We start from the raw sequence: 26,106 nt of genomic DNA, 5'->3' as shown, positions 1-26,106 counted from the left end.
CCGGTCTCGATGTGCTGCGGTGGGGATTCAGGACGTGAGGAACTCGAGCAGGTCGTGGTTGAGCTGCTTCTTGTGCGTGTCGGTGATGCCGTGCGGCGCGCCGCGGTAGACCTTGAGCTGGGCGCCGGCCACGCGTTCCGCTGACTTCCTGCCCCCGACCTCGAAGGGGACGACCTGGTCGTCGTCGCCGTGGATCACCAGCGTGGGCACGTCGACCTTGTCGAGGTCGGCTCGGAAGTCGGTCGCGGAGAATGCAGCGATGCACTCATAGGCGTTGCGGGCACCTGCTTGCAGGCCCTGGAGCCAGAAGGCGTCCCGCATGCCTTGGGAGGGATGCTGACCCTCGCGGTTGTTCCCGAAGAACGGCCCGTCCGCGAGGTCCCGGTAGGTCTGGGACCGGTCGGCGAGCGAGCCTGCCCGGATGCCGTCGAACACCTCGATCGGAACCCCGTCGGGGTTGTCATCGGTCCGGAGCATGAACGGCGGCACCGCGGAGACCAGGACCAGCTGCGCGATGCGGTCGGTGCCGTGCCGGCCGATGTAGCGGACGACCTCGCCGCCGCCCGTGGAGAAGCCCACCAGGGTGGCATCGTGCAGGTCGAGCGTGTCGATCAGGACGGCGAGGTCGTCGGCGTACGCGTCCATGTCGTTGCCGTGCCACGTCTGGGTGGACCGGCCGTGCCCCCGGCGGTCGTGTGCGATCGCGCGGAAACCGTTCGCCGCGAGGAAGTGCTGCTGTGCCTCCCAGCTGTCCGCGTTCAGCGGCCAGCCGTGGGCGAGGACAACAGGTCGGCCGGTGCCCCAGTCCTTGTAGTAGATCCGGGCACCGTCGGTAGCGGTGACATAGGGCATGACTCGTCTCCTGGGGGAGTAGATCGGCGGTTCGGGCAGGGGAGGGCGGTCGGCAACGACCACGATCTGCGGCCACCGGCCGCGTGGCGACGGCCTCAACGCCGCGTGCGAGCTGTCCACCCGGCGTCGGGGCGTCGTCAGCTCGGGGACGTCATCGTCAAGACGGTTGTGGGGCCCGCCAGAACGAGGATGATGGTGCGTGGGACGCCATGACGCTCCTTTCGCGTCGATGGCATCAGTCTCGGAGCATCCGTGCGCCCCGGCAGCACGCCAGGCGTCAATCTTCGAACGATTCGGGACAGGAGCGGTTGTGGTGGCCCACCGCGTCGTGATCGTCGCCCTACCAGGGACATTCGTGCTCGACCTCGCGGTCGCGGCGCAGGCGTTCGGGCGCCGCCCGTCGGTCTTCGCCAAGATCCGGACCGAGACCGAACCTCCGTACGACGTGCGTGTCTGCGGCGCCGTCGGGCTCGGCACGTCGCTCGGCTTCTCGATGAGCGAGCTCGGCTCGCTGACGGAGGTGGCGGACGCAGACACCGTCGTGGTACCCGGACTCGAGGCGCCGTGGGAGCCCCAGGACCCGGTCCTGCTGGATGCCCTCTCGGCGGCAGCGGCCCGGGGCGCGAGGATGGTGTCGCTCTGCGCTGGTGCCTTCGTGCTCGGGCACGCGGGGATCCTCGACGGACGACGGGTGACCACGCACTGGGCGCTCGCCGAGGAGTTCCGCGCGGCGTTCCCGGCGGCGGAGCTCGTCGAGCACGCGATGTACGTCGACGACGGCCAGGTGTTGTCCTCCGGCGGCATGCTCGCGTCGGCCGACCTCTGCCTCCACATCCTCCGCCTCGACCACGGACAGGCCTACGCCAACGATGTGTCCCGCATCCTGATCAGCCCGCCGCACCGGATCGGTGGCCAGGCGCAGTACGCGACCGCACGGTCCCGACCGGTGTCCGGTCCGCTCGCACCGGTGATGGAGTGGATGCTCGCGAACCTCGCCGAGCCGCTGACGGTCGACATCGTGGCGCGACGCGCGCACATGAGCTCCCGCACCTTGGAGCGGCGGTTCCACAGCGAGGTCGGCGAGAGCCTGCAGGCGTGGGTCTCGCGCCAGCGCGTCGAGCGAGCACGTGCCTTGCTCGAGGAGACGGAGCTGACGATCACCGACGTCGCCTACACCGCCGGGTTCGGCTCGACCCAGGCGATGCGACGGCACTTCATCGCGCACGCCGGCGCGAGCCCACGCGACTACCGAACGGCCTTCCGCACACCGCAACCCGCCTGAGTCGCGTGACCCGCGCACTCTCCCGACCTCGCCTCAGTGGCTGTCGTCGACCGGGAACGCCTCGGCGCGACGCCGTCCTGCTCGCCGTCCGGCCGAGGCGACCGGCGGCGACGCACGTGGGTGATGGCTCCTCCGGTCCCGACGTCATCGGACGTCATGGTGCCCAGTGTGCCAATCCGCTCGAGCCGCGCACACGGTGAGTCCGCTCAGGGGAGTGACGTCTGCGGCACACCCGGCTCGTTGGGTCGCTGTGAATGCGATGAGGGCCCCGGCGAAGCCGGAGCCCTCATCGTCCCGAACGTCGCGCTCGAGCTCTGCGTGCACGAACGCTGGCGCGTCCGGCGACCGCTCACTCCTCAGACGTCGTGCTCGTGTCGACGTCTTTGCGGGGCTCGCGGTCGCCGTCCGCTGGCGCGTCCGGCGACCGCTCACTCCTCAGACGTCGAAGTACAGCTCGAACTCGTGCGGGTGCGGGCGCAGCCGCAGCGCGTCGACCTCGGTGGTGCGCTTGTAGTCGACCCAGGTCTCGATGAGGTCGGGCGTGAACACGTCGCCCTCGGTGAGGTAGTCGTGGTCGGCCTCGAGGGCGTCCAGCACGCCGGTGAGGCTGTCCGGCACCTGAGCGATCTGCGCGTGCTCCTCGGGGGGCAGCTCGTACAGGTCCTTGTCGACCGGCTCCGGCGGCTCGATGCGGTTCTTGATGCCGTCCAGGCCCGCCATCAGCATGGCCGAGAACGCCAGATAGGGGTTCGAGCTCGGGTCCGGCACGCGGAACTCGATGCGCTTGGCCTTGGGGGAGTTGCCCGTGATCGGGATACGGATGCAGGCGGAACGGTTACGAGCCGAGTAGACCAGGTTCACCGGAGCCTCGAAGCCGGGCACCAGGCGGTGGTAGGAGTTCGCCGAGGGGTTCGTGAACGCCAGCAGCGAGGGCGCGTGCTTGAGCAGGCCACCGATGTACCAGCGGGCCATGTCGGACAGGCCGCCGTAGCCCTTCTCGTCGTAGAACAGCGGCTCGCCGTTCTTCCACAACGACTGGTGGGAGTGCATGCCCGAGCCGTTGTCGCCGAAGATCGGCTTCGGCATGAAGGTGGCGGCCTTGCCGGCGTTGAACGCGACGTTCTTGATGACGTACTTGAACTTCATCAGGTCGTCGGCCGAGGCGCGCAGGCTGTTGAACCGGTAGTTGATCTCCTGCTGGCCCGCGGTGCCCACCTCGTGGTGCGCGCGCTCGACCTCGAGGCCGATCGCACCCAGCTGCTTGACCATCTCGTCGCGCAGGTCCGCGAACCGGTCGCTCGGGGACAGCGGGAAGTAGCCGCCCTTGAACCGGGTCTTGTACCCGAGGTTGCCGCCCTCTTCCTCGCGGCCGGTGTTCCAGGCCGCCTCGACCGAGTCGATGTAGTAGTAGGAGGACTGGGCGTTGGTCTGGAACCGCACGTCGTCGAAGAGGTAGAACTCGGCCTCGGCGCCGAAGTACACGGTGTCCGCGATGCCGGTCGAGGTCAGGTACGCCTCGGCCTTGGCGGCGATCGTGCGCGGGTCGCGCGAGTACGGCTCATCGGTGAAGGGGTCGACGATCGAGAAGTACACGACCAGCGTCTTGGCCGTCCGGAACGGGTCGACGAACGCCGTCGTGACATCCGGGATCAGCTTCATGTCGGACTCGTGGATCGCCTGGAAGCCGCGGATCGACGAACCGTCGAACATCAGCCCCTCGGAGAACGCGTCGTCGTTGAAAGCCGCAGCCGGGATGTTGAAGTGCTGCTGCACACCGGGCAGGTCGATGAACCGCACATCGACGAACTCGACGCCTTCGTTCCTGGTGAAGGCGATGGCCTCCTCGGCATTGCTGAACATCCAGTCTCCTGTACTCGTTCGGGCTCCCGCTCGGGACGTCCCCACGCTAGGGCCGGGCCGTTTCCCGTGCGTCTCGCTGATGTGTCGTGCGTGTTACACGGCCGCGATATCGATCACCGTAGGGTGATCCACGTGACCGATGAGACGCCTGTCCCACCTGCTGGGCACCCGAGCAGCCTATGGGGTCGCCGCGCGCTGGGGCTCGCACTCGACTGGGGTGTGGCGCTGGCCATCAGCGCGGGGTTCTTCCAGCTCGACCCGATCGCGACCCTGCTGATCTTCATCGGGCAGCGCACGCTCTTGACGGCGACCCTCGGCTCGTCCTTCGGGCAGCGCCTCGCAGGCATGGGTGTGCGGCGCGTCGACGGTCGGCCGGCGAGCCTTCTCCAGGCGCTCGTGCGCACGCTCGCACTGTGCCTGATCGTCCCCGTGGGGATCAGCTCGCGGCAGGACGGCCGCGGCATGCACGACATCTGGGCCGGCACCGAGCTGGTGCGGCTGGGCGAGCGGGCCTGAGCCTCAGCGCCCGCGCGAAGCCTTGCGGTCCGGCCGGGCGCGCAGCGGGTCGATGCCCTTGGGGACCGGCAGCCGGTTCATGTGGTGCAGCGCGCGCAGCCGCTTCGACACCTCGGGAACCGTGGCGGCGGGCAGTCGCTTCTTCTGCTTCTGCACGGTCTTCGCGAGCTGCGGCAGCGGCACCTGGCCCTCGCCACGGCCCTCCTGGATGAAGATCACGGGGATGTTGGGGACCACGCGGTTGACCCGCTTCTTCTCGGCCTCGAGCATCTTGCCGACGCGGTGCGCCGGCCCCTCGCTGACGAGCACGACACCCGGACGGCCGACCGCGCGGAAGATCATGTCCTGGTGGCGGGGGTCGACGGCGACCGGCTCGTCCTCGATGTTCCAGCCGCGCCGGATCGTCCCCAGCGCCGCGGAGACCGCGCCGGGCTGGCCCTCGATGCGCTTGTAGGCGAAGTACTCGGCGCGGCGCCCGAGCAGCAGCATGCCGCCCATGAGGCCGAACGCCAGACCCATGAACGCCGTGATGCCCCACGGGTAGTTGATGAGGATGCCGACCAGCGCGCCCAGAGCGGCGGCGCCCAGCACGATGAGGAGCAGCAGCCACGTGATCGAGGGCTGCTGCTCTCGCACCATGGTGTAGATCTCCCACACCTGGTGATACCAGCGGCGCTTCTTCTCCTTGGGCGGCTTCTGCTGCTTGTCCGCCTTGGCGCCGCCCTCGGCGGCTTCCGCGTTCTTCCTTGCCATGATACCCACAGCCTACCGGGGGCCGGTGCTGTGGATAACTTCTGCAGACCGGCGACGATCCGGTGTTGGCTTGCGGCATGACCACACCGGCGACGTTGCGCGGGGTCCCGCTGACCGGGCTCCGGCTCGGCGCGCCCTTGGGCTCGGGCTCCGGCGGCGTGGCATGGGCGGCGAGCACCGAGAGCGGCGAGCAGGTCGCCGTCCGCGTGCTGCCGGATGTCGACCCCGCCACACAGGCGGCGCGGGAGCGGCGGCTCGCGCTGCTGCGCACGCTCGACCACCCCGGCCTGGCCCGTGTGCGCACGATGCCCGAGCACGTCGACGACCGCCTGGTCGTCACCGATCTCGTCCCCGGGCCGACGCTCGCGACCGTCCGTACCAGCCGCATGGGTCTGCCCGCCGCCGAGAGCCTCAGCGTCGCGCATCACCTCGCCGGCGCGCTGGCCGAGCTCCACCGCCACGGCCTCGTGCACGGCGACGTCGCGCCCACCAACGTGGTGCTCGCCCACCGAGAGGCCGACGGCGGAGCTCAGCCCGTGCTCGTCGACCTCCTCGCCGATCTGGCCGGCGAGGCCGGCACCACCGGGTTCGTGGCGCCCGAGGTGCGGGCCGGGCAGGTCGCAGGTCCCGCCGCCGACGTGTGGGCGCTCGCCACCGTGTGCGTGTGGTGCACGCACGTGGGGGACCGCGACCGCGTCGCACGAGCCCTGGCCGCTGCCACGGCGGAGGATCCGCACGCGCGGCCCTCGGCCGGCTCTCTCACGGCCCAGCTCGCCGACCTGCACCGGGAACCGGTGCAGGTGCCGCCACCCTCGGTGCTCGCCGGTGCGGCGCTGCGCGCCAAGGCTCAGGCCGCGCCCACGGTCCTGCGGCCCACCCGACGACGACGTGCTCGCCACCGCCGCGTGACCTCGGTCCGCCGCGCGGTGGTGGCGATGCTCGTGGCCGTCGCGGTGGCCGTACCGACATGGCTGCTCTGGCCCGAGGACCAGGGCCGGACGAGCGCACAGGAGGGCTCGGCCGTCGTCGGGTCCTCGACGTCGCTGACGGAGGTGGTGACCGACCTGGTTCGCGCCCGCGACGACGCGCTCGTGGCGGCCGATGCGTCCGCGCTGGCGGCGGTCACGGCCGCCGGTTCCCCGGCTCGCAGCGACGACCTCGCGCTGCTGGAGTCGCTCGGCGAGACCCGGCTGAGCGGGCTGCGCACCACGGTCGGCGATGCCGAGGTGCTCGAAGCCACCGAGCGGACCGCACTCGTGCAGGCGGTGCTGACGCAGGGCGCCCACGAGCGCACCACGGCGGGATCGATCGAGCAGGTGCCCGCGCAGCCGCCGAGGTGTGTCGTGCTGGCGCTGCGGCTCGACGGCCCGCACTGGGCCGTCGAGCGCGTCAGCTCCTGCGACTAGCGGCTACAGCCCCAGCGACGCCTCGAACTCGCCCGCCTCGAGGCGGTTCTTCACGGCGGTGAGGAACCGCGCGGCGTCGGCGCCGTCGATCAGGCGGTGGTCGTAAGACAGGGCCAGATACATCATCGACCGCACCGCGATGACCTCGGCGCCGTCGGCGTCGGTCACGACCACCGGGCGCTTCACGATCGTCCCGGTCCCGAGCATCGCGACCTGCGGCTGCAGCAGGATCGGCGTGTCGAACAGGGCGCCGCCGGAGCCGGTGTTGGTGATCGTGAAGGTACCGCCGCTCAGCTCATCCGGCGTCGCCTTGTTGGCGCGGGTGCGCGAGGCGAGGTCGGCGATCTTGCGGGCGATGCCGCCGATGTTGAGGTCACCGGCCTCCTTGATCACCGGCACCACCAGGCCGCGCTCGGTGTCGACCGCGATCCCGATGTTCTCGGAGCCGTGGTAGACGATCTCCTCGCCGTCGATGCTCGCGTTGATCTTCGGGTAGGCCTTGAGAGCCTCCGCCGCCGCCAGCGTGATGAACGGCAGGAACGTGAGCTTGGCACCCTCGCGCTTGGCGAACTCCTCCTTCGCGCGGCCACGCAGCCGGGCGACCCTGGTCATGTCGACCTCGAGCACCGTGGTCAGCTGGGCAGAGACCTGCAGCGACTCGACCATCCGCGACGCCACGATCTTGCGCAGGCGCGACATCTTCTCGCGGGTCCCACGCAGCGGCGAGACCGGCAGCTCGGCCTTCGAGGCCGCGGCGGCGGGTGCTGCCGCGGGCTGGGCGGCAGCCTGCTTGGCGGCCTCCGCCTCGGCCTTGGCCTTCTCGGCAGCCTCGGCGGCATCGAGAACATCCTGCTTGCGGATGCGGCCGCCGACACCGGAACCCTTGAGCTCGGCCAGGTCCACGCCCTTGTCGGCGGCGAGCTTGCGCACCAGCGGCGTCACGTACGAGCCGCTCGCGTCGACGGTCTCGCCCTGCTGGTCCGACGCCTCCGCAGCAGGCTCCTCGGCCTTCGGCGCGGGAGCCGGCTCGGGTGCCTTCTCGGGCTCGGGCTCAGCTGCCGGCTCGGGCTCGGGCTCCGGTGCCTTCTCGGGCTCAGGCTCGGGCTCCGGCTTCTGCTCCTCCACGGGAGCGGGGGCGGGAGCCTTCTCCTGCGCGGGTGCGGCACCGGAGTCGGAACCGACGAACGCGAGGTTCGCGCCGACCTCGACGGTCTCGTCCTCCTGCGCCACGATCTCCAGGAGCGTGCCGGCCACGGGGGAGGGGATCTCGGTGTCCACCTTGTCGGTGGAGATCTCGAGCAGCGGCTCGTCGACCGTCACGTCGTCACCGACCGACTTGAGCCACCGGGTCACGGTGCCCTCGGTCACGCTCTCGCCCAGAGCGGGCAGCGTCACCGCGGTCCGGTCGCCACCGCCGCCTCCGCCGCCTCCGGAAGCCGGTGCGGCCTCCTGCTCGGGCTGCTCCTCTGCGGGCTGGTCCTGCGAAGGCTCGTCCTCGGCGGCCAGCTCCTGCGCCTGCTCGGCCGGGGTGTCGGCGACGCCCGTCTCGGGGACCGCGGGGGCGGCCTCCTCGCCGGACTCCTCGGACTCGCCGGACTGCTCCGACTCGCCGGCCTGATCGGCCGCCTCGTTCGACTCCTCGGACGCGCCCTGGTCGCCGTCGTCGGAGGACTCGGACCCGCTGCCGTCACCGATGACGGCGAGGTCGGTGCCGATCTCGACGGTCTCGTCCTCCTCGACGAGGATCTTCTCGAGCACACCCGCGATCGGAGAGGGGATCTCCGTGTCGACCTTGTCGGTCGAGACCTCGAGCAGCGGCTCGTCGACCGCCACTTCCTCGCCCACGGCCTTGAGCCACCGGGTCACGGTGCCCTCGGTCACGCTCTCGCCGAGCGCAGGCATCTGGACGTTCTGTGACATGGAGGTTCTCCTTCGTGGTGCCGGTCAGGCGTGAGAGTGCAGGGGCTTGCCGGCGAGGGCCAGGGCGGCCTCGCCGAGCGACTCGTTCTGGGTGGGGTGGGCGTGGATCAAGGTGGCGACATCTTCGGGGAAGGCCTCCCAGCTGACGATGAGCTGGCCCTCGCTGATCTGCTCACCCATCCGAGCGCCGAGCATGTGGACGCCCACGATCGGACCGTCCTTGGCGCGGACCAGCTTGACGAACCCGGTGGTGCCGAGGATCTGGCTCTTGCCGTTGCCGCCGAGGTTGTACTCGAGCGTCTCCACCTCGCCGTGCTGCTCGCGAGCCTCGGCCTCGGTCAGCCCGACCGAGGCGACCTGAGGCTCGCAGTAGGTGACGCGGGGGATCGTCGAGTCCACCACGGGAGCCGGCTCCAGACCCGCGATCTGCTCGGCCACGAAGATGCCGTGGGCGAAGCCGCGGTGCGCGAGCTGCAGCCCGGGGGTGATGTCACCGACCGCGTAGATCTGTCCGACGCCGGTGCGCAGCCGCTCGTCGACCACGACGAAACCACGGTCCAGGGTCAGGCCCTGCTCGGCATAGCCGAGCTCCGCCGTCGCCGGGCCGCGACCGACGGCGACCAGCAAGACCTCGGCCTCGATCTGCTTGCCACCCTCGAGGGTGACGACGACGCCGGTCTCGTCCTGGGTCACGCTCTCGAACCTGGTGCCGAGCTGGTAGCCGATGCCGCGCTTGCGGAACGCCCGCTCCAGACCCTTGCTGAGCGCCTCGTCCTCGTTGGGGACCAGGTGATCGAGCGCCTCGACCACGGTGACGTCGGCTCCAAGGCTGCGCCAGGCGCTGGCGAACTCCACGCCGATCACGCCGCCGCCGAGCACCACGGCGCTGGCCGGGACCCAATCCATCGCCAGCGCCTGGTCGGAGGTGATCACCCGGCCACCGATCTCCAGACCGGGGAGGGTGCGGGCGTAGGACCCGGTGGCGAGCACGATGTTCTTGCCCGTGATCCGGCGGCCCTCCACCTCGACCGTGTCGGGGGCGACGAGCCGGCCCCAGCCGGGGATCACCTCGATCTTCCGGGAGCTGACCAGCCCGGCGAGCCCGCGGTACAGGCGCGAGACGACGCCGTCCTTGTACGCGTTGATCTTCGGCACGTCGATGCCGTCGAGGCTCGCGCTGACGCCGAACGCCCCCGCCTCGCGCACCGCGTCAGCCACCTCCGCCGCGTGCAGCAGCGCCTTGGTGGGGATGCAGCCGCGGTGCAGGCATGTACCGCCGACCTTGTCGACCTCGACCATGGCGACGGACAGGCCGAGCTCGGCCGCCCGCAGCGCCGCGGCGTAACCGCCGCTGCCGGCTCCCAGGACGACGACGTCGTGGTCCTGCTCGGTCACCTGCGCACCTCCGGATCGGGTCCGTACCATCTTGGCACCGACCGGCCCTCCCGCGGCAACGGAACCCGACCTCGACGGCGGGATGTGGCGCGGCTCACCCTCATGGCCCGTGGTCGCGCACCGACGCTCGCTCCGGTCCTCACTCCGTTCCGGTCCTCACTCGCTGGTGCACTCATCGGCCGCCGCCGGCCGCGGCCTCGACCAGCTGCAGCAGCGTCCGCACCCCGACGCCGGTGCCGCCCTTGGGCACGTAGTGGCGCGCCGACCCCTCGTTGAAGGCCGGGCCTGCGATGTCCAGGTGCGCCCACGGCTTGCCGTCGGTGAACTCGCGCAGGAACAGACCCGCGACGAGCATGCCGCCGAACCTGTCGCCGATGTTGGCGATGTCGGCGACCGGGCTCTTCATCGACGCACGCAGCTCCTCGGGCAGCGGCATCGGCCAGAACTGCTCACCGGCGGCCTCCGCGGCAGCGAGCACCTCGGCGCGGGTGTCCTCGGTGCCCATCACCGCGCTGACCTGGTTGCCGAGGGCGACCATCTGAGCACCGGTGAGGGTGGCGATGTCGATGAGCGCATCGGGGCTCTCCTCGCCGGCCGCGACGAGCGCGTCAGCCAGCACCAGCCGGCCCTCGGCGTCGGTGTTGAGGACCTCGACCGTGCGACCGCCGCGGATCGTGATGACGTCGGAGGGTCGCTGAGCGGTCGCCGAGGGCATGTTCTCGGCGAGCGCGAGCCACCCGGTGACTCGGACGCCGACCCCCAGCCGCGCGGCGGCGAGAACCGTGTGCAGCACGGCGGCCGCACCGGCCATGTCGCACTTCATCGTCTCCATCGACTTGGCCGGCTTGAGCGAGAGGCCACCGGAGTCGAACGTGATGCCCTTGCCGACGAGCGCGTAGTGCGCAGCCGCCTTGCGGGGCTTCCACTCGAGCTTGACCAGGCGCGGACCGCGCGTCGAACCCTGCCCGACCCCGACCAGTCCGCCGTAACCGCCCGCGCGCAGCGCCGCCTCGTCGAGCACGGTGACGCTGACCTTGCTGCCCTTGGCGAGATCCTTCGCCCTGTCGGCGAACGAGGCGGGGTAGAGGTCGTTGGGGGCGGTGTTGACCAGGTCACGGACGCCGTGGACGGCCTCGGCGAGGACGGCGGCGCGCTCGACGGCGGTGCGCGTCACCTTGTCCTTGGCGTCCGGCACGACCACCTCGACGGCGGTGAGCGGTGTGGGCGAACCGCTGTACCCGGTGAAGGAGTAGGCACCGAGCAGCGCGCCCTCCGCGACCGCAGCGGCGTCGCCCGAGGTCTGGACCGGGAACGCGAACGTCGCGGTGCCGGTGCCGGCGAGCTGCCGACCGGCCGACCCTGCGGCGCGTCGCAGCGCCTCGGCCGTGAGCGGAGCGTCGGAGGCCATACCGGTACCGCTCAGCACCAGCAGCGGAGCGGCGAACCCCGCCGGCGCGGGAACCTTGAGAACCTCGTCCAGCGCGCCGGTCACACCCACGACCTTCGCGGCGCTCTCGACGGCGGCGCGCAGCTGCTTGGGCAGCCCTGCGACGGCGAGCACGCCCGGTTGGTCACCGGCGCTGGTCGCGAGCACGAGGGCGTCGCTGCGGATCTTGGCGAGAGGGGTGCTGTTGAGCTCGACGGTGGTCACCCGAACCACCCTACTGAGGATCGGCCGCCCGCTCGCCCGCGCGAACGGCCCGGCGACCCGGACCGGGTGCGGCATGGCCTAGCCTTGGTCGCCGTGACGAACCAGATCCGGGTGCCGTAGGTGGACCTCGTCACGGGCGGCGGTTACGCCGCGATGGCCGCGTGCGGACTGCTCGCCCTCTGGGCGGGGATCTGGGCGCTGCGCGACCGTGCCGTCATCCTCAAGCAGCTGATCGCTGGCGGCGTGGTGCTCGTCCTGCTGCTGGTGCAGGCGGTCGGGGCGATCATCGAGCTCGCCGGTGGCCGGGAGCTGGCGGAGCCCCCGGTGTTCTGGGGCTATGTGATCGTGGCCGTGCTGCTGCTCCCGGCCGCCGCGGTGGTCGCGATCGCGGAGCGCACCCGGTGGAGCTCGGTGACGCTCGTGGTGATCGCCCTCGCCGTGCTGGTGATGGAGCTCCGCATCCTTCAGCTCTGGTCGATGGGACAGGGAGCAGCATGACCGACGAGCCTCAGGGCCCCGCCGACACCCGCCGGCCCGCCTTCGGCGCCGGTCGGGTGCTGATCGTGGTCTACGGCGTCTTCGCGATCGCCGCCACGGCGCGCGCGGGCTACCAGCTGATCGCCAAGGGCGGTGAGGCCCCGCTGGCGTACGGGCTGTCCGCGTTCTCCGCCGTCGTCTACGTGGTCGCCACGGTGGCGCTCGCGCACAACGGCCGCCGATTGCGCGTGGTCGGCTGGGTCACGGTGCTGTTCGAGCTCGTCGGCGTCCTCACCGTCGGCGTCCTCTCGCTCACCCACCCCGAGATGTTCGCCGCCGACTCGGTCTGGTCCGGTTTCGGCCAGGGGTACGGATACATCCCGCTCGTGCTGCCGTTCCTCGGGCTCGCCTGGCTGTGGTGGTCGAGCCCCCGCCGGCTCTCCCAGGTCCGGAGCTGAGGTCCGTGCTCTACCGCCTGCTGTTCAGCCGCGTGCTCTCGCGCCTGGATCCGGAGACCGCCCATCACCTTGCCGGCCGCCTGATCCGACTCGCCGGCGAGGTCCCGCCGCTCCGAGCGATCGTCACCGCCCTGTTCGGGCGACTGCCCGACGGCGGCGCTCACTGGGTCTTCGGCCGCGACCTCCCGGGTCGGCTGGGTCTGGCGGCCGGGTTCGACAAGGACGCGACGATGGCCCTCGGGCTGCGCGCGCTGGGGTTCGCCTTCATCGAGGTCGGCACCGTCACCGCGCACGCGCAGCCCGGCAACGCCCGACCGCGGCTGATGCGCCTGCTCGAGCAGCGCGCGTTCGTCAACCGGATGGGTTTCAACAACCAGGGCGCGGCCGCCGCTGGCCGCCGGCTCGCCCGGCTGCGCCGCACCGCGGCCGGCAAGCGGCTGGTGCTGGGCGCGAACATCGGCAAGTCCAAGATCACCCCACCCGAGCAGGCGGTGGCCGACTACGTCACCAGCGCCCGCGCGGTGGCGCCGCACGTGGACTACCTCGTCGTCAACGTGTCCTCGCCCAACACGCCCGGGCTGCGCGACCTGCAGGCCACGGAGTCGCTGCGGCCGATCCTCGCAGCCGTGCAGGAGCAGGCCGCCTACGCGGCCGGCCGGGACGTGCCCGTGCTGGTCAAGATCGCGCCCGACCTCGCGAACGAGGACGTCGACGCGGTGGCTCGCCTCGCCGTCGAGCTCGGTCTCGCGGGCGTGGTGGCGACCAACACGACGATCGCGCACGACCACGGTCCCGGTGGGCTCAGCGGAGCACCGCTGCTGCCGCGGGCGCTCGAGGTGGTGCGACGGGTGCGCGCCGTGGTCGGCCCGGACGCCGTGGTCATCGGCGTCGGCGGCATCTCCGAGGCGCGCGACGCGCAGGCGATGCTCGACGCCGGCGCCACCGTGGTCCAGGCCTACACAGCCTTCGTCTACGCCGGACCGTCCTGGGCGGGCACGATCAACCGCGCCCTCCGCTGACCCCAGCTTTCAATTCCGTACACCTCGCGGCGCACGGAATCGTGCTGGAACCAGTCGGTTGTCGAGAACCGTGTGGAAACTCGGGCGCGTGCGAGGAAGGGACCTCAGCTGAGGCGCTCCTTGGGGGACACGTCGTAGGTCTTGGACGGGTCGCGCTCGACGACGTCGCCGAGGGCGGCGTCGATGCGGGCGAGCACCTCGGGCTCGAGGTCCACGCCGGAGGCCTTGATGTTGTCCGCGACCTGCTCGGGGCGCGAGGCTCCCACGAGCGCGGCGGCGACGTTGTCGTTCTGCAGCACCCAGGCCACGGCGAGCTGAGCCATGCTCAGGCCGAGCTCGTCGGCGATCGGGCGCAGCTGCTGGACACGCTCGAGGACCTCGTCGCGCATCCAGGACCGGATCATCTGCTGCCCACCCGAGGTGTCGGTGGCGCGCGACCCCTCCGGCGGCGCCTGGCCGGGCTGGTACTTGCCGGTCAGCACGCCCTGGGCGATCGGTGACCAGACGATCTGGGAGATGCCCAGCTCGCGGGAGGTCGGGACGACCTCCTCCTCGATGACCCGCCACAGCATCGAGTACTGCGGCTGCGAGGAGATCAGCTGGAAACCGAGCTCCTTGGCCAGTGCGGCACCCTCACGCAGCTGCGGTGCGGTCCACTCGCTGACGCCGATGTACAGGGCCTTGCCGGTCCGGACCACATCGGCGAACGCCTGCATCGTCTCCTCGAGCGGGGTCGCGTAGTCGTAGCGGTGGGCCTGGTAGAGGTCGACGTAGTCGGTCTGGAGGCGACGCAACGAGCCGTTGATCGACTCCATGATGTGCTTGCGGGACAGCCCGGTGTCGTTGGCACCCTGAGGGCCGGTCGGGAAGTAGACCTTCGTGAAGATCTCCAGCGACTCGCGGCGCTCGCCGGCCAGCGCCACGCCCAGCACCTCCTCGGCCTTGGTGTTGGCGTAGGTGTCAGCGGTGTCGAAGCTGGTGATCCCGCCGTCGAGCGCGGCGCGCACGCACGCAGCGGCGACGTCGGCCTCGACCTGCGAGCCGTGGGTCAACCAGTTGCCGTAGGTGATCTCGGTGACCTTGAGGCCGGAACGGCCGAGGTGGCGATAACGCATCGGTGTCTCCCAGAGAGGTGGTGCTACGTCGATCAGCTCGGGCGGTCGCCGCGCTTGACCTGGGGCTTGGGCAGGCGCATGCGGCGCATCTGCATGGAACGCATGGCGGTGTAGAGGCGGATGCCGCGCGTGCTGGGCTTGCCGAACGTGGCGACCGCCCGGCGGTGCACCACGACGGACAACGTGATCGCCTCGATCAGCGCGACCAGCACGATCGCGTACAGGCCGAGGATCGCGTACACGATGATCTGCGGGGGCAGTCCGACCATGCTGCCGCCGAACATCACGACGATGACCAGCAGCGCTACCGGCAGGAAGAACTCACCCAGCGTCCACCGCGAGTCGATCCAGTCACGGGCGAACCGGCGCACCGGGCCCTTGTGCTGGGCCGGCAGGTACCGGTCGTCGCCGGTCTGCATCGCCTGGTCCATCAGCGCACGCTGCTTGGCCTGGGCCGCGCGGGCCTTCGCCTTGTCGGCCTTCGGGTCACCCGAGATCAGCGGACGCTTGTTGGCGGCCTCAGCCTCTCGACGCTTCGGCGTGGGTCGTCCCTTGCCGACGACAGGCGTCTCCTCGGCGACGGGCATGGGTTTGAAGGCAACCGGTGCCTCTTCGTCGTTCTTCTTGCGTCCGAACACGACACCGAGCCTATCTGCGCTGACCTGGCACACTCGCCGCGTGCGACTGCTGATGGCCCCCGACCGCATCGGGGCCGGCCCCGACGACACCGCCGCGATGGCGAGCGCAGTCGACGTCGCCGCACACCTGGCGCACGGCTGGACCCATGCCCGGCCCGACGACGAGATCACCGCGCACCCGATGACCGACGGCGCGGCCGGGTTCCTCGAGGCGCTCGCCGCGACGCTGGGCGGTGAGCACGAAGCCGTGCTGGCGCGGGACCCGTGGGGCGTCGAGGCGCCCACCACCTGGTTGCGTGTGGGGCACAGCGCGTACGTCGAGGCGGCCACCCGGTTGGGTGACCCGCAGGCGCCCGATGCCGCCCGGCTCGCCACCGAGGGGAGCAGCGCCGGCGTCGGGGACGTCCTGCTGGCGGCGATCCGTGCGGGTGTGCGGCGCGTCGTGCTGGGCGTCGGGGCGGGCGGGACCCACGACGCCGGCCTCGGTGCGCTGCGTGCGCTCGCTGGTGCTGCGCCCGAGGTGCCCGCCGAGGCGGTGCTGCGCACGGCGTCCGAGGTGCTCCGGGACGTGGAGGTGGTCGTGGCGGCAGCAACGCTCGAACCCCTCGTAGGTCTGAGTGGTGCCGGAGCCGCCCTGGCCGGGCGCCCCGGGATCGATGCTGCCGCGGCGCAGGCCCGTGAGCTCGAGCTGGCCGGCCTCGTCGCCACGATCGAGTCGGCGTACCGGGCCCGACCCTCGCTGCTGCTGGGCGAGGGCGCCAAGGAGGTCCGTGCGTCCCGGCGCCCGCACACGGGCGCCGGCGGTGGCGTCGCGTTCGCGCTCGCCTGCGCGGGTGCGCGGGTGCTGCCGGGGGCCGACGTCGTCGCCGTCGAGACCGATCTCGCTGCCGCCGTCGGCCGTGCGGACCTCGTGCTGACCGCCGGGGGAGTGCTCGACGGCGGCGCTCTCGACGGCGTACCTGGCGCCGTCGGGCGCGTCGCGCTGGCAGCCCTCGTGCCCGCGGTCGCGCTGGCGCCCACCGTGCGACTGAGCCGGCGGGAGCTGTCGGGCACGGGCCTGGAGGCGATCTACCCGCTGACCGACCCGCCCGCACCCGGGCGAGCCGCGCCGCCGGTCGATCTGGCCACCGCGCTGTCCCGGCGCGCGAGCAGGGTCGCGAGAACCTGGTCTCGCTGACGTACGCTGGACTCAGGAACACAGGCGCAACGTCGTGTGTTGGGACGGACAGCCGGTCCACCCGCACCGGACGCGCACAGGAGGAACAGCACCATGACGGAGACCCAGGCTCCCGCCCCGACTCACGACGTCGCGCTGACCGATGTCGCCGCCGCCAAGGTCAAGGCGCTGCTCGACCAGGAGGGCCGTGACGACCTTCGGCTGCGCCTCGGTGTGCAGCCCGGCGGTTGTTCAGGCCTGATCTACCAGCTCGTCTTCGACGACCGCGACCTCGATGGTGACGCGGTCCGCGAGTTCGAAGGTGTCCAGCTCGTGGTCGACAAGATGAGCGTCCCGTACCTCGCCGGCGCCACCATCGACTACGCCGACACGATCTCCCAGCAGGGCTTCACGATCGACAACCCGAACGCCGGCGGATCCTGCGCCTGCGGCGACTCGTTCCACTGAGCGGCGCCCGTGCGCGCCGTGGCGGACTCGCCACGGCGGCGCTTCTGGCCGCCCTCCTCGGCCTCGCCGCATGCGGCTCCGAGGGTGCGGGCGGCGGTGACCCCACCGGCACCTCGAGCCTGAACCCGAGCGCGTCCTCCGAGGCCCCCACCGACGCGGCCGAGGCCTGCACTCCCGCAGGCGAGGAGCTGCCCGAGGCCGGCGGGGCGTTCGGCGAGGCACCGAGCTTCACCTGGCCGGACGGCTGCGCCCCCGAGGGGCTGCAGGTCGAGGTGCTGAGCGAGGGCGACGGCGTCGAGGTCGGCCCCGGCGCCGCCGTGCTGGCCAACTACGCGGGCCACGTCTGGGGCAGCGACACCCAGTTCGACAGCTCCTACGAGCGGGGCGCGCCCTCGCTGTTCTCGCTGAACTCCGTCGTCGATGGCTGGGCCACGGGCATCCCCGAGGCCACCGTGGGCTCGCGGCTGCTGATCTCGATCCCTCCTGAGCTCGGGTACGGCGAGCAGGGCAACGCCGGCGCCGGCATCGGCGGCACCGACACCATCGTCTTCGTCGTCGACGTCGTCGACACCTTCAACGCCAGCGATGCCGGCCAGGCCGACGCGACGCCGCTCGAGGTCCCCGACCTGCCTGTCGTCGTCGAGGGCGAGCTCGGGTCCGCGGCAACGGTCTCCGTGGCCGCCGACGCCGAGGAACCGGCCGAGCCTGCCGTCTACCGGCTCGCCGACGGCTCCGGCGACCCGGTGGCCATGGGCCAGAGCGTCGCCGTCGCCTTCTCGGTCGTCTACTGGGACGGCAGCAGCCTGGAGACCTCGTGGTCGCCCGCCTATGGTGAGTCGGCCGACTCCGAGGGGGTCGTGTCCCCGACGTCGGGCCCGCTCGTCGCCGTGCTGGGCCAGGGCACGATCTTCGATCTGCTCGACGGCGTCCCGGTCGGCTCGCGCGTGGTGCTGGTCGCGCCCAGCTCCGAGTCAGGGCCCGCGATCGCGGTCGTGGCAGACGTGCTCGGCGCCGCCTGAGAGCGCCACTTCCGGGGGCGTCGATGTCCCGAGAAGGCGCGCTCTCGCGCTAGTGTTGAGGCCGACGGCCGGCTGCCCGCAGAAGGTGCAGACAGGTCATCGGAAGTCGTCAGGAAATGCCGTCGGAAGGCCAGCGCACAGTGTCATCGCCCACGCGTTCAGCAGCCCGGCGGCTGCGTACCGGAGCGGCTGCCGTCGTGGCGGCTGCGGCCATCGCGCTGATCAGCTCCTGCTCCCCGGAAGCGGTGGGGCGCGGCTGGATGCCCACCGGTGAGAACACCACCGACGAGACCGACGCCATCGTCCGTCTCTGGACCGGCTCGTGGCTCGCCGCGCTGATCATCGGCGTCCTGGTGTGGGGCCTGATCATCTGGTGCGTGATCGTCTACCGCAAGCGCAAGGACGACCACCAGCTGCCGGTGCAGCTGCGGTACCACCTGCCGCTGGAGCTGCTCTACACCTTCATCCCGATCATCATGGTCGGCGTGCTGTTCTTCTACACGGTGCGTACACAGGACTCGATCACCGAGATCGACAGGGACGAGACCGACCTCAACATCCAGGTGTACGGCCGGCAGTGGAGCTGGGACTTCAACTACCTCGACTACCAGGTCTGGGACACCGGCCAGCCGGCTGACCTCAACGACATCTCCTCCGACCCCGACGAGGGCCTCGCGGACTACTGGTCCCAGGACCAGGTGCCCACCCTCGTGCTCCCGGTCGGGCAGACCGTCGAGTTCACGCTGAACTCCCGCGACGTGATGCACTCGTTCTGGATCCCGGCCTTCCTGTACAAGCTCGACACCATCCCTGGCCGCACCAACGCGTTCCAGGTGACGCCGCAGGTCGAGGGCACCTACTACGGCCGGTGCGCCGAGCTGTGCGGCGAGTACCACGCCTACATGCTGTTCAACGTCGAGGTGGTGAGCCAGGCGGAGTTCGAGCAGCACATGGCCGACCTCGCGGCGGCAGGCCAGACCGGTGAGCTCGGCGAGGACTACAACCGTGACGTCGCGCCTGAGAACCCGCAGTTCGGCGAGGAAGAGGACCAGAATGGCTAGCGGAACCGCCGAGTACTCGGCCCTGCCGAGCGACGAGAGCATCCCGGGTCTGGTCGGGAAGCGGGAGACTCTCGGACGAACCGTCGTCAAGTGGATCACCTCGACCGACCACAAGACGATCGGCTACCTGTACCTGATCACGTCGTTCGTGTTCTTCTGCATCGGCGGCCTGCTCGCGCTGGCCATCCGCGCGGAGCTGTTCGACCCGGCGATCCAGATCGTCCGTAGCGCCGAGCAGTTCAACCAGTTCTTCACGATGCACGGCACGATCATGCTGCTGCTGTTCGCGACACCGCTGTTCGTCGGTTTCGGCAACATCATCGTGCCCCTGCAGATCGGGGCGCCCGATGTGGCGTTCCCGCGGCTGAACATGTTCTCGTACTGGCTGTTCCTGTTCGGCGGGATCATCGCCTGCGCAGGCTTCCTGACCCCCAGGGGCGCGGCGAGCTTCGGGTGGACGGCCTACATGCCGCTCTCGAGCTTCACGTACTCGCCGGGGCTGGGCGGGAACCTCTGGGTCATGGGCCTGGCGATGACCGGGTTCGGCACCATCTTCGGCTCGGTCAACTTCATCACCACGATCGTGACGATGCGCGCGCCCGGCATGACGATGTTCCGGATGCCGATCTTCACCTGGAACGTCATGATCACCTCGGTGCTGGCGCTCATCGCGTTCCCGGTGCTCGCGGCCGCGCTGTTCGCCCTGGGCTCCGACCGGATCCTCGGCACCCAGATATTGGCGCCAGAGAACGGCGGCGCCATGCTCTGGCAACACCTGTTCTGGTTCTTCGGGCATCCCGAGGTGTACATCATCGCGCTGCCGTTCTTCGGCATCGTCAGCGAGATCCTCCCGGTGTTCTCCCGCAAGCCGATCTTCGGCTACAAGGGTCTGGTGTTCGCGACGATCGCGATCGCAGGCCTGTCGGTGACGGTGTGGGCGCACCACATGTACGCGACCGGCGCGGTGCTGCTGCCGTTCTTCGCGGTCATGACGATGCTGATCGCGGTGCCCACCGGTGTGAAGTTCTTCAACTGGATCGGCACGATGTGGCGGGGGAAGATCACCTTCGAGACCCCGATGCTGTGGTCGGTCGGGTTCCTGGTGACGTTCCTGTTCGGTGGGCTCACCGGCGTGATCCTGGCGAGCCCGGCGCTCGACTTCCACGTCCACGACAGCTACTTCGTGGTGGCGCACTTCCACTACGTGGTGTTCGGCACCGTGGTGTTCGCGATGTTCGCCGGCTTCTACTTCTGGTGGCCGAAGTTCACCGGGCGGATGCTCGACGAGCGTCTGGGCAAGGTTCACTTCTGGCTGCTGTTCTTCGGCTTCCACGGCACGTTCCTGGTGCAGCACTGGCTGGGCGTCCTGGGCATGCAGCGCCGCATCCCGGTGTACCTGCCCGAGCCCGACTTCGTGATCCTCAACCAGATCTCGACGGTCTCGGCGTTCGTGCTCGCGTCCTCGACGCTGCCGTTCCTGTGGAACGTGTACCGCACCTGGCGCACCGGGCCGCTGGTCAAGCTCGACGACCCGTGGGGCTACGCCAACTCGCTCGAGTGGGCCACGTCCAGCCCGCCGCCGCGCCACAACTTCGACCGGCTCCCGCGCATCCGCTCGGAGCGACCCGCGTTCGACCTGCACCACCCTGAGGTGGCTGCGCTCGACGCGGACGAGCCGGAGAACACCACGATCGGGGTCGCTGTCGGGTCCCGGGACAACAAGACGAGCGAGGACTGAGGATGTCCGCCAAGAACAAGAAGCAGGTCGAGGTCCAGCCCCTCGCCCCAGAGTGGAAGTTCTTCATCCTGCTCGCGGCCTTCTTCGCGCTCATGACCGGTCTCTACGCGTACTGGTCCTGGTTGTACTTCGGCTCCGTCGAGCCGATCGGGACCACAGCCCTGACGCTGCTGGTCGGTCTCTGCGTCCTCTCGGGCGGATATCTGTTCAAGCTGAGCCGAGAGATCGAGGTCCGGCCCGAGGACGACCCGCACGCCGAGCAGCACGTCGCTGCTGGTGAGTACGGTCATTTCTCGCCGTGGAGCTGGTGGCCCCTGATCTGCGGCGTCGCCGTCGCGTTGATCTTCCTCGGGCCCGCGCTGATGCAGTGGTGGATCGCCGGTATCGGCGTCGTCGTGGGTGTCATCGGCGTGGCCGGGCACGTCCTCGAGTACAACCGCGGGCCCCACGCGCACTGACGTCAGCCAGGACCGCCGCCGCAGGCCTCTCTCGGCACGACGCGGGTGTGAGCGAGCGCTCACGGGCGCAGGTGGCGGTGGGCGAGCACCCAGGCCTCGGAAGGGGCCGTGAGGTAGTGCCCACGTCCTGCTTGGGGCGGTGAGTTAGCGCCCACGCCTCGGAGGCGGCGGTGAGTTAGGGCCCACAGGAGGCGACCGCGTGGGCGCTGTCCCACCGCTGTCGCAGGCAGATGGGCGCTAAGTCACCGACACCCGCCAGGAAGCGGTGCTTCGGGCCACGCAGCCCTGCACGTCAACCAGCGATGCGATGTTCTCGACCGGCATCAGTATCGGAGCCAACCGCATCAGCACCGCCCGTCACGCGTGCGAGCAGGGGCGCGGGGCAGCGCGAGCAGCGGCGCCAGCAGCGCCGGCAGCGCCGGCAGCCGGGCCAGCAGCCGCGCCAGGAGCGCCAGCAGCGCCAGCACCCCCTCCCTACCGACGAGGGCGGCCCCTCACCCTGGTGGGTGAGGGGCCGCCGTCGTACGCGGGTGTCTGAGACGATCAGACGAGTCCCTGGGTCTGGGTGCGGGCGCGCTCGAAGCGAGCCGCGACGTCCTGCCAGTTGGCGATGTTCCAGAACGCCTTGACGTAGTCCGCCTTGACGTTGAGGTAGTCGAGGTAGAAGGCGTGCTCCCACATGTCCAGCATCAGCACCGGGGTGATGGCCAGCGGGACGTTGCCCTGCTGGTCGAAGAGCTGGAACAGCGAGAGGCGCTGGCCGATGCTGTCCCAACCGAGCACGGACCAGCCGGAACCCTGGATGCTCGTGGCGTTGGCGGTGAACTGGGCCTGGAACTTCGCGAAGTCGCCGAAGAACTCGGTGATCGCCGCGGCCAGCTCGCCCTCGGGCTCTCCGCCGCCGTCGGGGGAGAGGTTGTTCCAGAACACGGTGTGGTTGATGTGGCCACCGAGGTTGAACGCGAGGTTCTTCTCGAACAGGTTGATCGCGGCGTTGTCGCCGGACTCCCGTGCGGCGGCCAGCTTCTCGAGGGCGGTGTTCGCGCCGTCGACGTAGGTCTGGTGGTGCTTGTCGTGGTGCAGCTGCATGATCTTGCCGCTGATGTGCGGCTCCAGCGCTGCGTAGTCATACGGCAGGTCGGGCAGGGTGTACTGCGGCATATGTTCCTCCACGTCAAACTACTGTGGCGTGCCGGGCTCTCCGACGCGCCTCTCACTCCACCCTAACCAGGTGGGTCAGCGAGATGTTCCGCCGGTGCTGGTGAGCTCACCGGCGTGGGTCGGCTCGCCCTCGGTGATCTCCGCGTGGCCGTTGCCGTGCGCGGCTGCGATCTCGGTGGGCGTCACAGGCTCCACGCGGTCCTCGTAGAAGAAGCGCGAGAAGGAGGTGCGCAGGTTGTCCAGGTGGCCGCCGGGGCGTCGGACGCCGTTCGCGTCCTCCCGTGCGGCGAGCTGGAGCGGCCGGTACACGTGGTGCCCGACCTTGATCCAGCGCTCGTACTCGTCAAGCGGCTGGTGCACCTCGTAGAACTTGCCGTCCGCGGTGCGGCGCACCTGCCCGGTCTCGTGACCGTGGAGCACGACCTCGCGGTCCTTGCGCTGCAGCGCGAGGCAGATCCGCTTGGTGATGATGAAGACCACCACCGGCAGCACGAAGATCAGGACCCGCAGCGCCCAGGTGATCGCGTTGAGCGAGAGCCCGAAGTGCGTGGCGACCAGGTCGTTGGAGCCGGCGATCAGCAGCACGATGAACACGCTGAGGAACGCGGCTCCGAGCGACGTCCGGGTGGCGGTGTTGCGGGGTCGGTCGAGCACGTGGTGCTCACCCATGTCCTTGGTGACGGCCCGCTCGATGAACGGGTAGGCGCCGAGGAAGGTGAACAGCAGGCCGGGGAGCACGACCGCCGGGATCAGCACGTTCAGCGACAGCGTCCAGCCGAGGATCACGAACTCCGGCTGACCTGGCATCAGTCGCAGCGATCCCTCGAGGAACAGCATGTACCAGTCAGGTTGCGCACCGGCCGAGACCAGGGCCGGGTCGAACGGGCCGTAGTTCCAGACCGCGTTGATGCTCATGATGCCGCCCATGAGAGCCAGCACACCGAAGACGATGAAGAAGAAGCCACCGGCCTTGGCCATGTACACCGGGAACAGCGGGTAGCCGACGACGTTCTTGTCGGTGCGCCCCGGTCCGGGGTACTGGGTGTGCTTCTGCCAGAAGACCAGGAACAGGTGCAGCGCCACCAGGGCGAGGATCAGGCCCGGGATCAGCAGGATGTGCAGCGTGAACATCCGGGGGATCACGTCGGTGCCGGGGAACTCGCCGCCGAACACCATGTAGGACATGTACGAGCCGATGATCGGGATCGACTTGACCACGCCGTCGGTGATACGCAGCCCGTTGCCGGAGAGCACGTCGTCCGGCAGCGAGTAGCCGGTCAGGCCGGCCAGCAGGCTCAGGATGAGCATCGAGAAGCCCACGAGGTAGTTGAGCTCGCGCGGCTTGCGGAACGCCCCGGTGAAGAAGACGCGCAGCATGTGGATGACCATCGAGGCCACGAACAGCAGCGCCGCCCAGTGGTGGATCTGCCGCATCAGCAGACCGCCGCGCACGTGGAACGACATGTAGACGGTCGAGGCGAACGCCTCCGACATCTCGATGCCCTGCATCGTGACCGGCAGCGCGTCCTCGGGGTAGTGGACCTCGGCCATGGAGGGCACGAAGAACATCGTGAGGAAGATGCCCGAGAGCAGCAGCACGATGAAGCTGTAGAGCGCGATCTCGCCGAGCAGGAAGGACCAGTGGTCGGGGAAGATCTTGCGTGCCAGACCCTTGATCATCGAGGCCGCGCCGACACGCTGGTCGAGGTAGTCGACCGTGCCGGAGACGGGCTTCGGCACGATCGGGTCGGCCGTAGCCGCTGAACGCCCGGAGGCGCTGGTTTCAGTCATCGCTCACGCTGCCAATAGCTCGGACCGACCGGCTCGTCGAAGTCGGCGGTCGCGTATAGGTAACCCTCCTCGTCGACCGCGATCGGGAGCTGGGGGAGCGCCCGCTTGGCCGGCCCGAACACCACTTTGGCGGCGTCCGTGATGTCGAAGGTGGACTGGTGGCACGGGCAGAGCAGATGGTGCGTCTGCTGCTCGTACAGGGCCACGGGGCACCCGACGTGGGTGCAGATCTTGGAGTAGGCCACGATGCCGTCGTAGGACCAGCTCGCGCGCTCCGGCGACTCCTTGAGGAGGGCCGGGTCGACACGGACCAGCAGCACGACAGCCTTGGCCTTCTCCTCGAGGTAGTGCTCCTGCTCGGGGAGCCCGCGGGGGATGACGTGCACGATGTTGTTGTTCGTGACGTCGGCCGCGCGGATCCGGGTGTCCTGGGGGTCCAGGGCGAGGTAGCGGAACTGACCCTGGTAGTACATCTCCGGGTCACCACCACGGACGGGCCGCCACGCGGTGTGCGCGAACTTGCTGATGTCCCAGTCGGCGCCGAGGTTGCCGATCAGGGGCACGAGGTAGACCAGCGGAGCCAGCGCGAGCGCGCCACCGACGGCGCCCTTGAGCACCGGCCGGCGCGCCACGTTCGCCTCCTTCGCGCCGTCGCGCAGCATCTCGAACGCCTGCTGCTGCACCGCGGATCCGGCCGACATCGGGTGCCGGTCCTCGATCTTCTCGGTGTCGTCCATGAGCGCGCGGGCCCACTGGACGGCCGCGACGCCGATGCCGAGCATCCCCAGGCCGAGCCCGAGGCCCAGGACCAGGGTCGAGAGGCGGACGTTGAGCACGTTGGGCTCGTCGACCGGGATCAGGAAGTACCCGACGAGGCCGCCGATGCTGGCCAGCACCGAGATCAGGAAGATGAAGACGATCTGGCGCTCGGAGCGCTTGGCGATCTTCGGGTCGGAGTCGCCGAGGCGGTGACGGTGCGGCTCCAGACCCGGGTTCTCGAACCGCTCGGGCAGGTTCATGGCGCCACCGTCGTCATCGGGGCGGCCGACCTCGGAGCTGTGGTGCTGGTCGCTCATGAGGACCTCGATCCGATCCAGACGGAGAAGCCGATCAGCACTCCGAGCCCGACGACGAACACCCACAGGCCCTCGGAGACGGGGCCGAGCGAGCCGAGCGAGAGCCCGCCGGGCTGCGGTTCGCGCTGCTCGATGAGGAAAGCGATCACGTCGCGCTTCTCCTCGGGGGACAGGATGGCGTCGTTGAACCCGGGCATCGACTGCGGACCGGTGAGCATCGCCTCGTAGATCACGGTGGGCGTGGAGTCCATCAACGAGGGCGCGTACTTGCCCTCGCTCAGGGCGCCACCGGCTCCGACGGCGTTGTGGCACATCGCGCAGTTGGTGCGGAAGAGCAGCATCCCGTTGGCGGGGCTACCGAGCGCGGGGTCGACCTGCTCCGCGGTGGGGATCTCGGGGCCGGGGCCCAGCGAGGCGATGTAGGCGGCCATGTCGAGCGCCTCCGCCTCGGAGAACTGCGGCGGCTTCTCCTCGGCCTGAGGGGCGTTGGCCTGCATCGGCATGCGGCCGGTGGTGACCTGGAAGTGCACCGACGCCGCGCCGACGCCGATCAGCGAGGGGGCCAGGTCCGACCCGACGGCGCCCGTGCCGTGGCAGGTGGAGCAGTTCGTGCGGAAGAGGTCGGCGCCCTTGGCCGGGTCGGCGCTCGCCAGCGAGTCCGCCTGAGCCGTGGTGGGTGTCACCGCGGTGTACACGCCGCCGACCAGCACCAGCGCGAACGCCAGCAGCAGCATCGGCGCGAACCGGTGACGGCGGCCACGAGCCTGTGAGCTCACGCGGGGGTTTCCTCTCGTTGTCGCCTGTGGTCCGGCGGGGCGTCGACTGCCTCTGATCTC

25 protein-coding genes are annotated in these 26,106 nt (G+C 70.2%); 12 read left to right on the top strand and 13 right to left on the bottom strand.

Features of this window, described 5'->3' with window-relative positions; translation table 11 throughout:
• Window positions 1-27 precede the first annotated feature (27 nt).
• The gene (locus tag GPA04_RS03905; protein WP_156222603.1) at window positions 28-852 is read right to left on the bottom strand and encodes an alpha/beta fold hydrolase; all 825 of its coding nucleotides are present in this window, start codon (window positions 850-852) and stop codon (window positions 28-30) included.
• Between the two features lie 355 nt (window positions 853-1,207).
• Here GPA04_RS03905 and GPA04_RS03900 point away from each other — a divergent pair, with 355 nt between their 5' ends.
• A complete protein-coding gene (locus tag GPA04_RS03900; RefSeq protein WP_162458513.1) occupies window positions 1,208-2,134 on the top strand; it encodes a GlxA family transcriptional regulator in 927 nt (308 codons plus the stop codon).
• 435 nt (window positions 2,135-2,569) lie between these two features.
• Here GPA04_RS03900 and glnA read toward each other — a convergent pair whose 3' ends face one another.
• A complete protein-coding gene (gene glnA, locus GPA04_RS03895) occupies window positions 2,570-3,994 on the bottom strand; it encodes a type I glutamate--ammonia ligase (protein ID WP_156222599.1) in 1,425 nt (474 codons plus the stop codon).
• A gap of 132 nt (window positions 3,995-4,126) precedes the next feature.
• Between glnA and GPA04_RS20970 the strand changes: the two genes are divergently transcribed.
• Window positions 4,127-4,510 carry an RDD family protein gene (locus GPA04_RS20970; protein ID WP_162458512.1) on the top strand — a complete coding sequence of 128 codons (384 nt, stop codon included), beginning with the start codon at window positions 4,127-4,129 and terminating at the stop codon, window positions 4,508-4,510.
• Between the two features lie 3 nt (window positions 4,511-4,513).
• Here GPA04_RS20970 and GPA04_RS03885 read toward each other — a convergent pair whose 3' ends face one another.
• Window positions 4,514-5,263 carry a DUF4191 domain-containing protein gene (locus tag GPA04_RS03885; RefSeq protein WP_156222595.1) on the bottom strand — a complete coding sequence of 250 codons (750 nt, stop codon included), beginning with the start codon at window positions 5,261-5,263 and terminating at the stop codon, window positions 4,514-4,516.
• A gap of 77 nt (window positions 5,264-5,340) precedes the next feature.
• On the opposite strand from GPA04_RS03885, the gene GPA04_RS03880 reads away from it, so the two are divergent.
• Entirely contained in the window at window positions 5,341-6,669 is a 1,329-nt protein-coding gene (locus GPA04_RS03880) for a protein kinase domain-containing protein (protein ID WP_156222593.1), read from the top strand.
• Window positions 6,670-6,672: 3 nt separating this feature from the next.
• On the opposite strand, the gene sucB is transcribed toward GPA04_RS03880, so the two are convergent.
• From sucB to GPA04_RS03865, 3 genes are all read right to left on the bottom strand, one after another.
• Complete coding sequence (sucB, locus tag GPA04_RS03875; protein WP_156222591.1) at window positions 6,673-8,589, bottom strand: 2-oxoglutarate dehydrogenase, E2 component, dihydrolipoamide succinyltransferase; 1,917 nt, start codon at window positions 8,587-8,589, stop codon at window positions 6,673-6,675.
• A 24-nt stretch (window positions 8,590-8,613) separates the two neighbouring features.
• Window positions 8,614-10,014, bottom strand: coding sequence for a dihydrolipoyl dehydrogenase (lpdA, locus tag GPA04_RS03870; RefSeq protein ID WP_156222589.1), 1,401 nt, complete (start codon window positions 10,012-10,014; stop codon window positions 8,614-8,616).
• A gap of 142 nt (window positions 10,015-10,156) precedes the next feature.
• Window positions 10,157-11,635 carry a leucyl aminopeptidase gene (locus GPA04_RS03865; protein WP_241680591.1) on the bottom strand — a complete coding sequence of 493 codons (1,479 nt, stop codon included), beginning with the start codon at window positions 11,633-11,635 and terminating at the stop codon, window positions 10,157-10,159.
• A 120-nt stretch (window positions 11,636-11,755) separates the two neighbouring features.
• Between GPA04_RS03865 and GPA04_RS03860 the strand changes: the two genes are divergently transcribed.
• The 3 genes from GPA04_RS03860 to GPA04_RS03850 are packed head-to-tail and all read left to right on the top strand — an operon-like array spanning window position 11,756 to window position 13,589.
• Window positions 11,756-12,133, top strand: coding sequence for a hypothetical protein (locus GPA04_RS03860; protein ID WP_241680590.1), 378 nt, complete (start codon window positions 11,756-11,758; stop codon window positions 12,131-12,133).
• Window positions 12,130-12,570 carry a hypothetical protein gene (locus GPA04_RS03855; RefSeq protein ID WP_156222585.1) on the top strand — a complete coding sequence of 147 codons (441 nt, stop codon included), beginning with the start codon at window positions 12,130-12,132 and terminating at the stop codon, window positions 12,568-12,570. Before GPA04_RS03860 ends, GPA04_RS03855 begins: the two co-directional genes overlap by 4 nt.
• Before the next feature lie 5 nt (window positions 12,571-12,575).
• A complete protein-coding gene (locus GPA04_RS03850) occupies window positions 12,576-13,589 on the top strand; it encodes a quinone-dependent dihydroorotate dehydrogenase (protein WP_156222583.1) in 1,014 nt (337 codons plus the stop codon).
• A 104-nt stretch (window positions 13,590-13,693) separates the two neighbouring features.
• Here the strand turns inward: GPA04_RS03850 and GPA04_RS03845 are convergent, their stop codons facing one another.
• Both GPA04_RS03845 and GPA04_RS03840 read right to left on the bottom strand, forming a co-directional pair.
• Entirely contained in the window at window positions 13,694-14,704 is a 1,011-nt protein-coding gene (locus GPA04_RS03845; RefSeq protein WP_156222581.1) for an aldo/keto reductase family protein, read from the bottom strand.
• Between the two features lie 32 nt (window positions 14,705-14,736).
• Window positions 14,737-15,342, bottom strand: coding sequence for a DUF3043 domain-containing protein (locus GPA04_RS03840; protein WP_162458511.1), 606 nt, complete (start codon window positions 15,340-15,342; stop codon window positions 14,737-14,739).
• A 40-nt stretch (window positions 15,343-15,382) separates the two neighbouring features.
• On the opposite strand from GPA04_RS03840, the gene GPA04_RS03835 reads away from it, so the two are divergent.
• The 6 genes from GPA04_RS03835 (at window position 15,383) to GPA04_RS03810 (ending at window position 21,242) form a co-directional block, all read left to right on the top strand.
• Entirely contained in the window at window positions 15,383-16,519 is a 1,137-nt protein-coding gene (locus tag GPA04_RS03835; RefSeq protein WP_162458510.1) for a glycerate kinase, read from the top strand.
• Window positions 16,520-16,612: 93 nt separating this feature from the next.
• Entirely contained in the window at window positions 16,613-16,966 is a 354-nt protein-coding gene (locus GPA04_RS03830; RefSeq protein ID WP_156222575.1) for a HesB/IscA family protein, read from the top strand.
• Between the two features lie 272 nt (window positions 16,967-17,238).
• Window positions 17,239-17,985 carry an FKBP-type peptidyl-prolyl cis-trans isomerase gene (locus tag GPA04_RS03825; protein ID WP_162458509.1) on the top strand — a complete coding sequence of 249 codons (747 nt, stop codon included), beginning with the start codon at window positions 17,239-17,241 and terminating at the stop codon, window positions 17,983-17,985.
• A gap of 197 nt (window positions 17,986-18,182) precedes the next feature.
• Complete coding sequence (ctaC, locus tag GPA04_RS03820; RefSeq protein WP_241680589.1) at window positions 18,183-19,046, top strand: aa3-type cytochrome oxidase subunit II; 864 nt, start codon at window positions 18,183-18,185, stop codon at window positions 19,044-19,046.
• Window positions 19,039-20,784 carry an aa3-type cytochrome oxidase subunit I gene (gene ctaD, locus GPA04_RS03815; RefSeq protein WP_156222569.1) on the top strand — a complete coding sequence of 582 codons (1,746 nt, stop codon included), beginning with the start codon at window positions 19,039-19,041 and terminating at the stop codon, window positions 20,782-20,784. The genes ctaC and ctaD overlap by 8 nt, the downstream gene beginning before the upstream one ends.
• A gap of 2 nt (window positions 20,785-20,786) precedes the next feature.
• Window positions 20,787-21,242, top strand: a complete 456-nt coding sequence (locus tag GPA04_RS03810) for a cytochrome c oxidase subunit 4 (RefSeq protein WP_156222567.1) — start codon at window positions 20,787-20,789, stop codon at window positions 21,240-21,242.
• A 344-nt stretch (window positions 21,243-21,586) separates the two neighbouring features.
• Here GPA04_RS03810 and GPA04_RS21425 read toward each other — a convergent pair whose 3' ends face one another.
• The 5 genes from GPA04_RS21425 to qcrC form a co-directional block, all read right to left on the bottom strand.
• On the bottom strand, window positions 21,587-21,709 hold the full coding sequence (locus tag GPA04_RS21425) for a hypothetical protein (RefSeq protein WP_277754271.1): 123 nt from the start codon (window positions 21,707-21,709) through the stop codon (window positions 21,587-21,589).
• A 76-nt stretch (window positions 21,710-21,785) separates the two neighbouring features.
• Window positions 21,786-22,403: a superoxide dismutase gene (locus tag GPA04_RS03800; protein WP_156222565.1), complete on the bottom strand. Its 618-nt coding sequence runs from the start codon at window positions 22,401-22,403 to the stop codon at window positions 21,786-21,788.
• A 75-nt stretch (window positions 22,404-22,478) separates the two neighbouring features.
• On the bottom strand, window positions 22,479-24,194 hold the full coding sequence (gene qcrB / locus GPA04_RS03795; protein ID WP_156222563.1) for a cytochrome bc1 complex cytochrome b subunit: 1,716 nt from the start codon (window positions 24,192-24,194) through the stop codon (window positions 22,479-22,481).
• A complete protein-coding gene (gene qcrA, locus GPA04_RS03790; RefSeq protein ID WP_156222561.1) occupies window positions 24,191-25,270 on the bottom strand; it encodes a cytochrome bc1 complex Rieske iron-sulfur subunit in 1,080 nt (359 codons plus the stop codon). The genes qcrB and qcrA overlap by 4 nt, the downstream gene beginning before the upstream one ends.
• Window positions 25,267-26,046, bottom strand: a complete 780-nt coding sequence (gene qcrC, locus GPA04_RS03785) for a cytochrome bc1 complex diheme cytochrome c subunit (RefSeq protein ID WP_436277901.1) — start codon at window positions 26,044-26,046, stop codon at window positions 25,267-25,269. The genes qcrA and qcrC overlap by 4 nt, the downstream gene beginning before the upstream one ends.
• Between the last annotated feature and the right edge of the window lie 60 nt (window positions 26,047-26,106).

Source organism: Pseudactinotalea suaedae (assembly GCF_009733815.1).
Classification (GTDB): Bacteria; Actinomycetota; Actinomycetes; order Actinomycetales; family Beutenbergiaceae; genus Pseudactinotalea; species Pseudactinotalea suaedae.
Note: the sequence above shows the minus strand (reverse complement) of the source record. Positions and strands in the feature narration are given on the sequence as shown.

Coding starts and splice junctions, on each gene's coding strand:
- qcrA (WP_156222561.1), bottom strand. CDS start 25,270: ATGAGCGACCAGCACCACAGCTCCGAGGTCGGCCGCCCCGATGACGAC.
- GPA04_RS03885 (WP_156222595.1), bottom strand. CDS start 5,263: ATGGCAAGGAAGAACGCGGAAGCCGCCGAGGGCGGCGCCAAGGCGGAC.
- sucB (WP_156222591.1), bottom strand. CDS start 8,589: ATGTCACAGAACGTCCAGATGCCTGCGCTCGGCGAGAGCGTGACCGAG.
- lpdA (WP_156222589.1), bottom strand. CDS start 10,014: ATGGTACGGACCCGATCCGGAGGTGCGCAGGTGACCGAGCAGGACCAC.
- glnA (WP_156222599.1), bottom strand. CDS start 3,994: ATGTTCAGCAATGCCGAGGAGGCCATCGCCTTCACCAGGAACGAAGGC.
- ctaD (WP_156222569.1), top strand. CDS start 19,039: ATGGCTAGCGGAACCGCCGAGTACTCGGCCCTGCCGAGCGACGAGAGC.
- qcrB (WP_156222563.1), bottom strand. CDS start 24,194: ATGACTGAAACCAGCGCCTCCGGGCGTTCAGCGGCTACGGCCGACCCG.
- GPA04_RS03800 (WP_156222565.1), bottom strand. CDS start 22,403: ATGCCGCAGTACACCCTGCCCGACCTGCCGTATGACTACGCAGCGCTG.
- GPA04_RS03845 (WP_156222581.1), bottom strand. CDS start 14,704: ATGCGTTATCGCCACCTCGGCCGTTCCGGCCTCAAGGTCACCGAGATC.
- GPA04_RS03830 (WP_156222575.1), top strand. CDS start 16,613: ATGACGGAGACCCAGGCTCCCGCCCCGACTCACGACGTCGCGCTGACC.
- GPA04_RS03810 (WP_156222567.1), top strand. CDS start 20,787: ATGTCCGCCAAGAACAAGAAGCAGGTCGAGGTCCAGCCCCTCGCCCCA.
- GPA04_RS03905 (WP_156222603.1), bottom strand. CDS start 852: ATGCCCTATGTCACCGCTACCGACGGTGCCCGGATCTACTACAAGGAC.
- GPA04_RS03880 (WP_156222593.1), top strand. CDS start 5,341: ATGACCACACCGGCGACGTTGCGCGGGGTCCCGCTGACCGGGCTCCGG.
- GPA04_RS03855 (WP_156222585.1), top strand. CDS start 12,130: ATGACCGACGAGCCTCAGGGCCCCGCCGACACCCGCCGGCCCGCCTTC.